The sequence below is a fragment of the Dermacoccus abyssi genome, from assembly GCF_003515945.1.
GTDB lineage: Bacteria > Actinomycetota > Actinomycetes > Actinomycetales > Dermatophilaceae > Dermacoccus > Dermacoccus abyssi.
The window spans coordinates 15162-27752 of record NZ_QWLM01000009.1 but is presented as its reverse complement, the minus strand read 5'-3'; the positions used below and the strand labels follow the sequence as shown (position 1 = coordinate 27752).

Genomic DNA, 12591 nt, shown 5'->3' with positions numbered 1-12591 from the left:
GCCCCATGAGCCGATGGCAGCGTCACGAAGCCAGCCGATGGAGTCCGGCCGCACGTCGGCGTCACCAAGGGTGCTCGGCGAAGTCCTTGAGGAAGATGCCGTACTGGTCGATTCCGTTCTCGCCCATGACGATCGGGTCGTAGACGCGGGCGGCGCCGTCGACGAGGTCGAGCGGCGCGTGCCAGCCCTCCTCAGCGATGCGCAGCTTCTCGTGGTGCGGGCGCTCGTCGGTGATCCAGCCCGTGTCGACCGCCGTCATGAGGATCTTGTCGGTCGTGAACATCTCGCCCGCCGACGTGCGCGTCATCATGTTGAGCGCCGCCTTCGCCATGTTCGTGTGCGGGTGTCCGGGCCCCTTGTAGCGGCGCGAGAACTGTCCCTCCATCGCCGAGACGTTGACGACGTACGCCCGCCGCGCACCGTTCTTCACCGCCTGACGCATCGACGGCCGCAGCCGGCTCACGAGCAGGAAGGGCGCCGTCGAGTTGCACAGCTGCACCTCGAGAAGCTCGAGCGGGTCGACCTCCTCGACCTTCTGCTTCCAGCTGTTGACGCGCTGCGTGTCCGGCAACAACCCGCCCGCGTCGACGGCCGTACCCGCCTGGTACGCATCGAGACTCGCGTGCCCGGCCGACAGGGCGAGCGACGTCGTCGCCGCCGCCGACTGCGCCTCAAGCTCGGACGCCCGGGCTCCCGCCTCGTCATGGTTCTCGTCGTCCGCCGCATGCGTGTGCTTGTGCGCCGCGAGCGTGCCCGCGAGGTTGGCCGGGTGCGCGTCGCTGATGCGATCGAACTGCACGATCTGCGGCAACGCGATGTCGCGCGGCAGCGGCAGCTCCTCACCCGCGACGAGGTTCGAGTACGCCCCGGGCGTGCGCCGCACCGTCTGCGCCGCGTTGTTGATGAGAATGTCGAGCGGCCCCGCCTCGGCCACCTCGTCGGCCAGGGCGATGACCTGCGTCGGGTCGCGCAGGTCGATGCCGACGATCTTGAGCCGGTCGATCCACTCCGGCGAGTCGGCGAGTTCCGCGAACCGGCGGGCCGCGTCACGCGGGAAGCGCGTCGTGATCGTCAGGTGCGCGCCGTCACGCAGCAGCATGAGTGCGATGTACATGCCGATCTTGGCGCGCCCGCCCGTCAGCAGCGCGCGCTTGCCCGTGAGGTCGACGCGCTGGTGACGCTTGGCGTGGCTCATCGCCGCGCACTTCGGGCAGAGCCAGTGGTAGAACGCGTCGACGGTCGTGTACTTCTCGTGGCAGATGTAGCAACCGCGCGGCGTGTGCAGCTCGCCTGCGATGTCGCCGACCGTGCTCGACGTCAGGGGGATGCCCTTCGTCTCGTCGTCGATCCGAAGCGGCGAACCGGTAGCCGTGGACTCGAGCACCTTCGTGTCGTGGGCGCGCAAGGGCCCGAGCTCGGCCTCGCGCGCCTCGTTGCGCCGCGCCTTGCGTACCCGCTTGTACATCGTGCCGGTGGCGCGCTTGACCCGCTGGATGTCGGGGTGGCCCGCCGGCAGTTCGTGCAGCATGCCGAGGACGCGCAACGTCGTCGCCATCTCGTGGGCGTCGATCGCGGTCTCGGCGAACAGCTGCTCCTGCTCGGGCGTCAGCGCCTCTTCGTGCACGTGCTCAGGGGCTGCCATGTCGTCCGAATCCACCCGGCAAGTGTAGGCGGGGTGGTGAGGGGCCACCCCAGCGGTGGACCCAGCCGGTGACGTTCGTTGCGGTTGGCTACGTTGCACCGTCACCAACCGCAAGAAACGTGGCCAACGTCGAGGTTGGCTACGTTTCGGACAGCTCGAGCACCCGGATGGCCAACTGGACGCGGTTCGTCACGCCGAGCTTGTCGAACAGTCGGCTCGTGTGGGTCTTGATCGTCGGCATGCTGAGGTAGAGCTGCTGAGCGATTTCGGCGTTCGTCAGGCCCTGGGCGATGAGCTGGGCCACCTCCCACTCGCGCTCCGTGACGCCGGCCGGCGCTGCCGCAGGCGATGGCACCGCTGACGGCGCTCCGGGGCCTGATTCACCTACCGAACCGCCGCCCAGCCCGATGTCGTCACTCGGCGCAGAAGCAGCACCCGCGGCCGGCCCGCAGCCAACCGCACGAGCCGCGTCAGCACCGACGGCGAGAACCGAGCGCCACCTCGGGCTGCGTCGAGCACGGCTTCGACGACGGCCTCCGGGGGAGAGTCCTTGAGCAGGAACGACACCGCCCCGCCGCGCAGCGCGTCGAGCAGGTAGTCGTCGGTGTCGAACGCGGTGAGGACGACGACGCGCGCCCGTGCCCCTTCGTCGGCGAGCGCCCGGGTGGCGTCGAGCCCGTTCATACGCGGCATGCGAACGTCCATGAGGACGACGTCCGGGTCGAGTTCACGCGTGAGCGTGACGGCTTCGGCACCGTCGGCGGCTTCGCCCACGACCTCGATGCCGCGAGCGCCGTCGATCATGAGCCGCAGCCCGGCACGCATGAGGTTCTCGTCGTCGGCGACGAGCACGCGAACGCGGGCGTCGGGGTCGGTCAGCTGCGCCACGGAATGCCCACCTCCACAGTGAAGTAGCCGGGTGTCTCGCGTCGGTTCATCGTGCCACCGAGCAGACGCACCCGCTCGCCCACCCCGACGAGTCCGAGACCGGTGCTCAGGGCCTCCGACGACGCGGCCGTGGGGTTGGTGCTCACGACGACCAACGCGTCCTCGTCACGGCGGAACGTGAGCGCGAGCGGAGCGTCGGGAGCGTGTTTGCCCGCGTTGACGACGAGTTCACTGACGATGCGGTGCACTGCCGCGCCGTTGGTGCCGGTCAGCGTCCCGAGGTCGGTCTCCTCCAGGCCCTCGAAATTGACGGTGACGAGGCGGCCCTGCGCACGAGCGTCCTCGACGAGCGTGAGGACATCACGAGCCGACGGGAGGGGCCGCGCGTCGGGTGTGGGGCTGCGCAGCGCGGAGAGCACCTCGCGCAGCTCGGTGTTCGCAGTTCCTGCGGCGTCACGCAGGGTGCGGGCGGTGGCGCGCATCTGTTCCGGCGAGAGGTCCTCACGGTAGGCGAGCGCGCCGGCGTGCATCGCGATGAGGGAGAGGTGGTGCGAAAGGCTGTCGTGCATGTCGCGCGCGATGGCGGTGCGTTCCTCCGAACGGGCACGCTCCGCGTCGATCTGCTTCGAGCGGGCCAGGGCAGCGTGTTCGCGTTCGATGGCCGCACGCTCGCGCTGGGCGGCGATGGCCTGCGCCTTCCACGACGCGAGCAACTCCGCCCGCTCGGCCCGCGAACGTCCCCAGGCGAGGAAGGCATAGCCGATCGGCACCATGATGAGCGACCACAGGAGGGTCGACCAGTCGAGGGACAGCCGCTGCTCGGTCAGTGCCGTCTGGACAAGACCCGTCGCGACGAGAAGAGCGAGCACCGCGACGTCGTCCCGGCGACGGCGCAGCCCACCGAGTCGGACGACGGCGACCATCGCTGCGGGTGTCGCGAACGCGCTGACGGCGGAGGCGAGCAGGAGCAGGTAGTTCCACCGCCCCGCGCGAGACATCGGGCCCACAGCGATCACCGCGACGAAGCCGACGAGGAAATCCCAGAGGAGCAGCCCGTTCTCGTAGGAGGAAAGACCGTCCTCCTCGAGCGTTTCGATCTGGATGCCGAAGATCACGACGCCGAGGACGAAACAGGCCGCGCTCACCGCGAACGGACGCCAGCGCCGCGGGCCGGCGAGGCGTTCGTTGTTCGAGGTGGCCAGCGATGTGCCGGCGGAAAGTGGCATACCGCCATCGTAGGAACGCGCGAAGGGATGACGGTATCGGCCGAAGGTCGCTCCCTGACGCGGTACGTCAGCCGAAAGAATGAACCTCGACGACCATGCCCTGGGCCGATGCGTCGGGCATGCTCGAACGACGAGGGTTGAGGCATGGAACGAGACGAGACGCAGCCACAGCCGCAGCACACGACGCCGGTGGGCGTCGGGCACGACGAGCCGCACACGAACACCCTGCCGGTTCGCCCGGTCGGCCTCGATGCGGGGGCTCCGACGCAACCGGTTCTGCCGACGACCCAGGCTCCCGACGAGGCTATGGCGGCTTCCAGCACAGAGCCTCGCTGGGCGAACCTGCCTTACCACCGGCTCGCCCACGTCACCCCGCGTTCCGGGCGGTGGTGGCGGCCGCTCGTCATGCTGGTCATGTTCGTCGCCACGACGCTCGTCGTCGCAGCCGTGGCCACGGGCCTTGCCTTCGCGGTCCACGCGATCTTCCCGGAACTGCGTCGACCCACCGAAGACCTCGGGGACTCACGCAATCCGGCTGACTTCTTCTACGGGTTCCTCTCCGTCGCGCTCTTCCTGCCGGTCGTGTGGGTGGCTGTCCGCGTCGGTGGCCGACGCGGCACGATCCACTCGGTGTTCGGCCATTACCGCTGGGAGTTCATGGCGCGCGCAGCCCGCGTCGTCGTGCCCGTCTCCGCAGTGGCCGTCCTCGCGCCGATCTTCCTCTTCGACGCGGACACCCTCACGACGACCACGCGGTCGACGACGCTGTGGATCCTCCTCTTCGCCGTCGTTCTCGTGCCGCTGCAGGCCGCCGCGGAGGAGTACGTCTTCCGCGGATTGCTCCCGCAGATGATCGGAACCTGGCTTCGTTCGCCGGTGTGGGGCGTGCTCGTGGCCGCGCCCCTGTTCACCGTGCTGCACGGGTACGACGCGGTCGGTCTCGTCGACATCGCCCTCTTCGCCGTGTGTACCGCCTACCTTGCGTGGAAGTCCGGCGGACTTGAGCTGCCGGTGCTGCTGCACGTGTCGAACAACCTGTTCATCGGGCTCATCACGCCGTTCGTCCCGGACGCCCTCGCGCAGGGTGAGACGGAGTTGTGGTTCGTCGTCTGGTCGGCCGTCACCACGCTCGTCCTCACCGTCTGGATGAGCCGCTTCGTCGACCGCGAGTACGGCCTGACGCGCTTCCAGCCCGTCGTCCGTCCCGCCCTGACGAGGGCCGTCTGACGCCGAGGCACGTCCCCAGCCGGTGACGTTTGCTGCGGTTGGTGACGGTGCAACGTCACCAACCGCAACGGCCGTAGCCAACGTCAAAGTTGGCTACGGCCGCTCGGCATGCGTGGCGGCGGAGCGTCAGCCCTTGAACGCGTCCACCGGGGGATGACGTAGTACGAACCGGTCTCGGCGTTCGAGTACTTCGTCAGGGCGTCGCGCGGGTAGTCGCCGACGCCGGCCATCGACTCGAGCATGTCGTGCAGACGCTTCTGCTCGCACGCGAACCCGACGAACATCGTGCCGTGCGAGCTGACGTCGCCGTAGGGCATGTTGCGGCGCACGATGTGGCCGAAGTCGTCCTGGTCGGTGCGCTCTGCGTGGCTCGTCTCCGGCTTGTCCTCGAGCTCGACGGAGTCGACCTTCGTACGGCCGATGACGCCCTCCTGCTCCTCGGTGGAGAGCGACTCCCAGGCCTTCTGCTTGTGCGGCCACTTCTGCAGCAGCAGCACGCTCGAGCCCTCGCCGGGCTTGCCGTCCGCGACGACGGCCTCGTCGTACTGCTCGATCGTCGTGGGGTTCTCGGTGCCGTCGACGAACCCCGTGAGGTCACGGTTCGTCTGGTAGACCCAGCCCTCCGTCTCGTCGACGACGCGGATACCCGGCACTATCTCGCGCGCGATGGCAAGCAGCTGACGCGTCGCGTCGAACACCTTGTCGCGCGCACCGCCGAACACCCAGAAGACGAGGTCGCGCTGCGTCGCGGGGATGACGTAACCGTCGGCTCCGACGACGTCGTCGGCGAAGTCGTGCACGTTCTCGGGCGTGTGCTTCGGCGAGATCTCCTTCATGAGCGAGGGGCGCACACCGACGACGAAGTTGACGCCCACGTCGTCCTGCTCGGCCTCGAAGAGCGGCAGCAGCTGCGAGAGCGAGGTGAGCGAACCGGGCGCGACGTCGAACTCGATGTACTCGCTCGACGTCGCACCTTCGACGAAGATGCCGGTCTGGGCCTGGGGCATGCTCAACAAACTCCTTGGGAAGGGGTGTACCTGTCTGCCTCCAGGCTATCGACCCCCTCGCCCCGCGGCGCCAGGGGAATCGGTAGATTGGTGAGCGTCCCGCGGGAGCCTTCGAGCTGAGAGACGCCAAGTGTGCGTCGACCGCCAGATCCACCGTCATCGGTGGGCACACCTGATCCGGGTAATGCCGGCGTAGGAAGGAGACGCGCGATGATCGCGCCCCGAAACACCCCTGCCCCTACACGACCTCGCGCCGAAGTCGACGAGATCGCCGCCGTGGTCGACGCCGTCCGCGTGGCCGCACCACTCACGCAGTGCCTGACGAACTCGGTCGTCACCGGTTTCACGGCGAACGTGCTCCTCGCGGTCGGAGCGTCGCCCGCCATGGTCGATTCGCTCGAGGAGGGTCCGATCTTCGCGGGCATCGCCGACGGCCTGCTCATCAACGTCGGCACGGTCAATGCCGCGACCGTGGAGGCCATGCTCGCGACGGCCGCCTCGCGTGCAGCGGCGGGCCGATCCTGGTGCCTCGATCCCGTTGCCGTTGGCACCCTGCCGGTGCGTACGAAGCTCGCTCGCGACCTCCTCGAGTACCGCCCCGACGTGGTGCGAGGCAACGCCTCCGAGGTGCTCGGTCTCTTCGGCGAAACCGGGGCGGGCCGCGGCGTGGACGCCGGGGACGATGTCGATTCCGCCCTCGACGTGGCCGCCCGCCTGGCCGAGCGCACGGGTGGAGTCGTCGCGGTCAGCGGTGAGATCGATGCCGTCGTCAGCGCCGAGTCGCCGACGCTGCGGATCGCCAGCGGCCACCAGCTGATGACGAAGGTGACCGGCGTCGGCTGCGCGCTCGGAGCGATCGTTGCCGCCTACCTGCCCGTGGCACGGACTCCACACCTCGCGGCAGCCGCTGCCACGGCTGCCCTCACGGTCGCGGCCGAGGAGGCCGCACGCCGGGCGGCCGGCCCCGGCAGTTTCGCCGTCGAACTGCTCGACGCCCTCGCCCGCGTCGACTCCGAGACCGTCACGGCGAACCTGGACCTGCGATGACGACGCGCGCCACGACCCCGAGCCAGACGCGCAGCCCGCGGCGCTCCCTGTGTCCGCGCCTCTATCTCGTCACCGACACGCACCTGTGTGGCGGCCCACGGGGCGTCGTCGAGACGGCACTCGCCGCCGCGAAGCACGGCGCGGACATCGTCCAACTGCGTGACCACGACGCCACGACACGCGAACTGGCCGCACTGGCAGCCGAACTGGTCGAGGCGCTCGAGCCGACCGGCGTACCGCTCGTCATCGACGACCGTCTCGACGTGGCGCTCGCGGCGGGTGCCGCGGGCGTGCACCTCGGTCAGAGCGATCTCGATCCCGTCGCCGCACGGCGAATCGCCGAGGCCCTCGGGCGCCACGACTTCCACATCGGATGGTCGGTCTCTCGCGCCGACGAGATCCGGGCGGTGGACGCGATGCCGCCCGGCACGCTCGACCTGCTCGGCATCGGCCCCTACCGGGCCACGCCGACCAAGCCGAACGCTCCGGAGCCGCTCGGTGCCGACGGCGTCGGCGCTCTGGTCTCAGTGGCCCGTGCGGGCGGTGTTCCGGCTGTCGTCATCGGTGGCGTCAAGCAGGCAGACGTCAGCGGCCTCGTCCGGGAAGGTGCGCGAGGTGTTGCTGTCGTCTCGGCGATCTGCGGCCAGCCCGATCCCGCCTCGGCCACCCGCGACCTGCGGGTTGCGCTCGACGAGGCGCTGGCTCGCGAGGCGGGTGAGCCGGCATGAAGACGCGCATCCCCAACGTTCTGTCGATCGCCGGCACCGACCCGAGCGGCGGGGCCGGCATCATGGCCGACCTCAAGACCTTCGGTGCCCTGGGCGCCTACGGCTGCGGCGTCGTCACGGCGGTCGTCGCGCAGAACACCCAGGGTGTCGAGGCCGTCGGTCTGCTGACGCCCGACCAGGTGCGCACCCAGATCGAGAACCTCCTGGCCGACGTACGCATCGACGCGATCAAGATCGGGATGCTCGGCTCCGCCGCCGTCATCGAGACCGTCGCCGACGCGCTCGAAGCACACCCCGAGGTGCCGTGGCGCGTGCTCGATCCCGTCATGGTCGCCTCGAGCGGGGACCGATTGCTCGACGAGGACGCCGTCGACGCGCTGCGTTCGCGTCTCGTGCCGACGGCGGACGTCATCACGCCGAACCTCGCCGAGGCCGCGGTCCTGCTCGATCTGCCCGAGCCCCCGCCGGAGCCGACCGAAGATCTCGCCGCACGGCTGGCGCAACTGGGGGCGGGCGTCATGCTCAAGGGCGGTCACGGGGCGGGCGATTCGAGTGAGGACGTCCTCCTCGTCGGCGGCGACGTCACCCGCCTGTCGGCGCCGCGCATCGCGACGCGGAACACCCACGGCACCGGCTGCACGCTGAGCGCCGCCATGGCCGCGTTGCGTCCCCAGCGTGACGGATGGGCGGAAGCGACCCGTGACGCCAAGGACTACCTGACGCAGGCCCTCGCCGCGAGCGAGCGTCTCGATGTCGGAGCCGGCACGGGGCACGGGCCCGTCCACCACTTCCACGCCTGGTGGTGAACGGGCGAACGCCCGACTCCGAGGAGGGAGCCGGGCGTTCGTGCCGTCACGGGACGTGTCACGTCATGCCGTGGTGACGCGCTCGTCGACGTCCTTGATGTGTCGCGCGATCCACGGCGTCAGGGCCATCAGAACGAGCGAGAACCCGGCCGTGATGAGGCCGAGGGTGAGGAAGAACGTCGTGTCGCCCATGCCCTCCATGAGGCGAATCGCCTGCGCGGCGGCGGACTGGCCGACCGCGGACGCGAGGAACCACAGCGCCATGCTCTGCGTCGCGAACGCCGCGGGTGCGAGCTTCGACGTCGCAGAGATGCCGACGGGCGACAGGCACAGCTCACCGATCGTCTGGATGACGAAGACGCTCGCCAACGCCCACATCGGCGCCGTCGGGCCGCTCGGCCACAGGTGCGAGTAGTAGGCGAGGAGGACGAACGACAGGCCGGCGAGGAGCACGCCGATGGAAAACTTCGCGCCGGTGCCCGGGAAGCGTCCGGCGCGCTTCATCCACAGCGCGGCCGTGACCGGCGCGAGCAGGACGATGAAGAGCGGGTTGACGCTCTGGAAGAACTCGGCGCTCACACCGATGCCGAACACCTCGCCGAGGTCGGTGCGATCGGCGGCGAAGGCCGCCATCTTGCTCGCGGCCTGCTCGAAGATCATCCAGAACAGCACCGCACCGATCCACAGGGGCACGTACGCCTGCAGGTGCGAACGTTCGCGCGCCGTCACCTTGGGGCTCTTGAACATCGTGACGAAGACGCCGAGCGCGGTGATGATCGATAGCGCCGTCACGCCGTTGATGATGGCGGTCGGGTTGTCCGCCGAGACGGCGAAGCTGATGCCGAACACGGCGGCGATGACGACGGCCGAGCCGCCGACGAGGCGCACGACGCCGGGGATCTCCTCGCGCGTCAGCGGGTTCGTCGGGCGCGAACCGGCGCCGCGCAGGTTCTTGCGGAAGAGGAACATGCCGATGAGGCCGAGCGCCATGCCGATGGCCGCGGCGGAGAAGCCGGCGTGGTAACCCCATCGGTCCTTGAGGAAGGTGACGACGAAAGGCGAGAAGAAGGAGCCGATGTTGATCGACATGTAGAAGATCGAGAAGCCGGAGTCGCGTCGGCCGTCCTGGGGGTCGTACAGCTGACCGACAACCGACGACACGGACGCCTTCTGCAGGCCCGTTCCGAGCGCGACGACGGCGATGCCGAGCCACGAGAACGCTTCGGCGGGCACGGAGAGGAAGATGTGGCCCGCCATGATGACGATGCCGCCGAACAGGGTCGCCTTGAACGCTCCGATGACGCGGTCGGCGAGCCAGCCGCCGAGCACGCTGAGCAGGTACACGGAGGCGCCGTACGTCGCGACGATGGCGAGGGCGATCGACTGCTCGACGCCGAGGCCGCCGTTCGTGGCGGTGTCGTAGAGGTAGTACGCGAGGATCGCGCGCATGCCGTAGTAGCTGAAGCGCTCCCACAGCTCGGCGTTGAACAGCGTCCCGAGCCCGGCAGGATGTCCGAGGAATCCGCGGTCGGGCAGCGACGGCTCGGTGCGGCCGCCGGAGATGGCCTCCCGCGTTGCGGGATCGTCGAGGTCGACGTCGGTGACGTTCGCCGGGGAGTCAGCGACCGGTGAGTCCTGGTGTGGTCGTGAGGAATCGACCATGAGGGGGTCGCCCTTCGGTAGGGGGACACCGTCGTCGGGGTGATGACGACGGCCGCACCTGGGCGGTGCGGCCGTTAATCATAGTCTTGCGATGATCAGGCGGGCGCCGTTGGTTCCGGGTCCAGGTCGGCCACGGCGGCGCGGGCTTCCTCGATGGCCTCGAGCACCTCGGGCAGGTCGAGCAGCGAGTGGATCTCGGCGCTCGGCATGACGTCGGAGAGGTTGGCCACCCGGTCACGGTTGAGCCACACCGTGAGCCAGCCGCGCTCAGCAGCGAGATCGAAGGCTGCGACGTTGTTGCTGATGAGCACGATGTGGTCGACGGGCTTGCCGGTCTCGGCGACCACGGACTCGATGCGATCGAGCGTCTCGATCCAGTTGAGGTGGTTCTCGGTGGTGTGGAGTTCGGGTGCGGCGTTGCTCGGAGCGTGCGGACCGTCGACGCGTGCCTTGAACGGAGGCAGGAGGCACTCGTGCCCCTCGGGCATCGGGGCGTAGTCGATGAGGTTCACCGTGCCCGTCTCGCTGAGGCCCACCATCGTGGGCAGGACATCGGCAAAGAGTTCCGGCTCGCGCTCGTCGGAGCGTCCTCCAGCCCGAGCCCCCTGCTCGAGTAAACCGGTCAACATGTATCCCCGTCGATCCCACAGGGTTTCGTCGCCATCGAACCAGACAGAAATGGTCACCTGATCAGCGTGACAGATGGAGGTGTGATTCTCCTAGTCGAGCCGCGGAATCTGGCCCTCAGGGGTGAAGCGCTGCTCCCGCCCGAGGGGATGTGCGTGTTCAGGTGGTGACGAGCATCCCGGCGAAGCCGAACATCATGACGCCGACAACGGTGTCGATGACCTGCCAGGTGCGTGCCTTGCGCACGAGCGGGGTGAGCGCGCGGGCGCCGTACCCGAGGGCCGCGAACCACAGGATGCTGGCCGCCACCGAGCCGGCGTAGAACCACCAACGTCCTTCGGGGCCACGCGAATTGGCGAGCGAGCCGATCATGACGACGGTGTCGAGGTAGGCGTGCGGGTTGAGGAACGTCAGGCCGAGCACGGTGAGGACCGCGGTGCGCCGGCTCACCGGTGGCGCGTCGGCCGGGCTGAGCGAGCTGGCCCGGCGGGCGCTGCGCAGGGCGTTGAGGCCGAACCAGACGAGGTAGGCGGCGCCGAACCACTTGAGCGCCTTGATCGCCGTCGGGTGAGCTTCGACGACGGCGCCCATGCCGAGCACGCCGGCCAGTTCGAGCGCGATGTCACCGAGTGCGCAGACGACGACGATGAGCGTGACGTGCTGACGCAGCAGGCCCTGGCGCAGGACGAAGGCGTTCTGGGAGCCGATGGCGACGATGAGGCCGAGGCCCGTGAGGAAGCCGGTGAGCAGGTGCGTCATGGCTCGAGCGTAGGAATCGCGCCCTCTGTAGAACAGTTCATGTTTCTACAGATACCTAAGCAGTGCTTCATCTACGGTGGGGCCATGCGGGTGCGCGACGACCACTTCAAGGCCCTTGTCGCCTGCGTCGACGAGGGCACCTTCGACGGCGCGGCCGCGGCGCTGCGCATCACGCCGTCGGCGGTGTCGCAGCGGGTCAAGGCCCTCGAACAGGAACTCGGGCAGATCGTTCTCGTCCGGTCGGTACCGGTGCGCCCGACGCCCGTGGGCGAGATCGTGCTGCGCACCGGCCGCCAGCGCGCGCTGCTCGACGCCGAGCTCGTCCGGGCGCTCGGGGGCGGCGGCAGCCAGCGTGGTGTCAGTGCCCCCGTCGTCGACCTGCCCGTCGCCGTCAACGCCGACTCGCTCGCCACGTGGTTCGTCGAGGTGCTCGAGACGGTCGGCGAATGGGGTGACGCTCGGCTGCGGGTCTTCGTCGAGGATCAGGACCACTCCGCCCAACTGTTGCGCGACGGTTCGGTCATCGGCGCCGTGACGGCGAGCGACGTGGCGGTGCAGGGGTGTTCGGTTCAAGAGCTGGGCGTCATGCGCTACGTCGCGCGGGTGCGCCGCTCGCAGTGGGAGGCGTGCGGGCGCTCACTGGAGCGAGTACCGACGGTGCGCTTCAACGATCGTGACGACCTGCAGCGCGGCGTGCTGCGGCGCCGGGGGCTCGGCGAGCCTCCGTTGGAACACGTCGTGCCGTCGGCGGAGGGCTTCTCGGCCGCCGTCCGTGCGGGCCTCGGGTGGGGCATGATCCCCGAGGGTCTGGAAGGCCCCGCCGGGAGGGGCGGCGGGCGCGACGAGCTGATTCCGGTGCCCGGCGTCGAACCGCTCGACGTCCCTTTGTACTGGCAGTGCTGGCGCCTCGACGCTCCGTCGCTGGCGCGCCTCAGCGACGAGGTGACGTCCGCCGCCCACGCTCTGCGATGA

Annotated in this window: 13 protein-coding genes; 5 read left to right on the top strand and 8 right to left on the bottom strand. The window is 69.3% G+C overall.

Annotated features, from left to right (window positions below; genetic code table 11):
- Window positions 1–61: 61 nt before the first annotated feature.
- The 4 genes from D1832_RS08850 to D1832_RS08840 all read right to left on the bottom strand — a co-directional run bounded on the left by D1832_RS08850 (window position 62) and on the right by D1832_RS08840 (window position 3756).
- Window positions 62–1642, bottom strand: coding sequence for an SDR family NAD(P)-dependent oxidoreductase (locus tag D1832_RS08850; RefSeq protein ID WP_118913546.1), 1581 nt, complete (start codon window positions 1640–1642; stop codon window positions 62–64).
- Between the two features lie 139 nt (window positions 1643–1781).
- Window positions 1782–1997 (bottom strand): response regulator transcription factor, encoded by a 216-nt coding sequence (locus tag D1832_RS15795; RefSeq protein ID WP_241510943.1) that lies wholly within the window; start codon window positions 1995–1997, stop codon window positions 1782–1784.
- Between the two features lie 29 nt (window positions 1998–2026).
- Entirely contained in the window at window positions 2027–2530 is a 504-nt protein-coding gene (locus tag D1832_RS15790) for a response regulator (protein WP_241510942.1), read from the bottom strand.
- A complete protein-coding gene (locus tag D1832_RS08840) occupies window positions 2518–3756 on the bottom strand; it encodes a sensor histidine kinase (RefSeq protein WP_118913545.1) in 1239 nt (412 codons plus the stop codon). The genes D1832_RS15790 and D1832_RS08840 overlap by 13 nt, the downstream gene beginning before the upstream one ends.
- 144 nt (window positions 3757–3900) lie before the next feature.
- Here D1832_RS08840 and D1832_RS08835 point away from each other — a divergent pair, with 144 nt between their 5' ends.
- Complete coding sequence (locus tag D1832_RS08835; protein ID WP_118913544.1) at window positions 3901–4983, top strand: CPBP family intramembrane glutamic endopeptidase; 1083 nt, start codon at window positions 3901–3903, stop codon at window positions 4981–4983.
- An 83-nt stretch (window positions 4984–5066) separates the two neighbouring features.
- On the opposite strand, the gene D1832_RS08830 is transcribed toward D1832_RS08835, so the two are convergent.
- A complete protein-coding gene (locus D1832_RS08830; protein WP_118913543.1) occupies window positions 5067–5990 on the bottom strand; it encodes a Dyp-type peroxidase in 924 nt (307 codons plus the stop codon).
- Window positions 5991–6200: 210 nt separating this feature from the next.
- Between D1832_RS08830 and thiM the strand changes: the two genes are divergently transcribed.
- Genes thiM through thiD form a run of 3 tightly spaced genes read left to right on the top strand, consistent with a single transcriptional unit; the run spans window position 6201 to window position 8571 of the window.
- A complete protein-coding gene (thiM, locus tag D1832_RS08825; RefSeq protein ID WP_118913542.1) occupies window positions 6201–7037 on the top strand; it encodes a hydroxyethylthiazole kinase in 837 nt (278 codons plus the stop codon).
- On the top strand, window positions 7034–7765 hold the full coding sequence (gene thiE, locus D1832_RS08820; protein ID WP_118913541.1) for a thiamine phosphate synthase: 732 nt from the start codon (window positions 7034–7036) through the stop codon (window positions 7763–7765). Before thiM ends, thiE begins: the two co-directional genes overlap by 4 nt.
- Complete coding sequence (gene thiD / locus D1832_RS08815) at window positions 7762–8571, top strand: bifunctional hydroxymethylpyrimidine kinase/phosphomethylpyrimidine kinase (RefSeq protein WP_118913540.1); 810 nt, start codon at window positions 7762–7764, stop codon at window positions 8569–8571. Before thiE ends, thiD begins: the two co-directional genes overlap by 4 nt.
- Before the next feature lie 63 nt (window positions 8572–8634).
- On the opposite strand, the gene D1832_RS08810 is transcribed toward thiD, so the two are convergent.
- From D1832_RS08810 to D1832_RS08800, 3 genes are all read right to left on the bottom strand, one after another.
- Window positions 8635–10233: a peptide MFS transporter gene (locus D1832_RS08810; RefSeq protein ID WP_118913539.1), complete on the bottom strand. Its 1599-nt coding sequence runs from the start codon at window positions 10231–10233 to the stop codon at window positions 8635–8637.
- A gap of 95 nt (window positions 10234–10328) precedes the next feature.
- A complete protein-coding gene (locus D1832_RS08805; RefSeq protein ID WP_147362655.1) occupies window positions 10329–10919 on the bottom strand; it encodes an HAD family hydrolase in 591 nt (196 codons plus the stop codon).
- A 100-nt stretch (window positions 10920–11019) separates the two neighbouring features.
- Window positions 11020–11619 carry a LysE/ArgO family amino acid transporter gene (locus D1832_RS08800; protein ID WP_118913537.1) on the bottom strand — a complete coding sequence of 200 codons (600 nt, stop codon included), beginning with the start codon at window positions 11617–11619 and terminating at the stop codon, window positions 11020–11022.
- An 84-nt stretch (window positions 11620–11703) separates the two neighbouring features.
- Between D1832_RS08800 and D1832_RS08795 the strand changes: the two genes are divergently transcribed.
- A complete protein-coding gene (locus D1832_RS08795) occupies window positions 11704–12591 on the top strand; it encodes an ArgP/LysG family DNA-binding transcriptional regulator (protein WP_118913536.1) in 888 nt (295 codons plus the stop codon).

Bases quoted from the DNA above. Each gene is read 5' to 3' on its own strand.
- D1832_RS08850 (WP_118913546.1), bottom strand. From the start codon at position 1,642: ATGGCAGCCCCTGAGCACGTGCACGAAGAGGCGCTGACGCCCGAGCAG.
- D1832_RS08840 (WP_118913545.1), bottom strand. From the start codon at position 3,756: ATGCCACTTTCCGCCGGCACATCGCTGGCCACCTCGAACAACGAACGC.
- D1832_RS08835 (WP_118913544.1), top strand. From the start codon at position 3,901: ATGGAACGAGACGAGACGCAGCCACAGCCGCAGCACACGACGCCGGTG.
- D1832_RS08830 (WP_118913543.1), bottom strand. From the start codon at position 5,990: ATGCCCCAGGCCCAGACCGGCATCTTCGTCGAAGGTGCGACGTCGAGC.
- thiM (WP_118913542.1), top strand. From the start codon at position 6,201: ATGATCGCGCCCCGAAACACCCCTGCCCCTACACGACCTCGCGCCGAA.
- thiE (WP_118913541.1), top strand. From the start codon at position 7,034: ATGACGACGCGCGCCACGACCCCGAGCCAGACGCGCAGCCCGCGGCGC.
- thiD (WP_118913540.1), top strand. From the start codon at position 7,762: ATGAAGACGCGCATCCCCAACGTTCTGTCGATCGCCGGCACCGACCCG.
- D1832_RS08810 (WP_118913539.1), bottom strand. From the start codon at position 10,233: ATGGTCGATTCCTCACGACCACACCAGGACTCACCGGTCGCTGACTCC.
- D1832_RS08800 (WP_118913537.1), bottom strand. From the start codon at position 11,619: ATGACGCACCTGCTCACCGGCTTCCTCACGGGCCTCGGCCTCATCGTC.
- D1832_RS08795 (WP_118913536.1), top strand. From the start codon at position 11,704: ATGCGGGTGCGCGACGACCACTTCAAGGCCCTTGTCGCCTGCGTCGAC.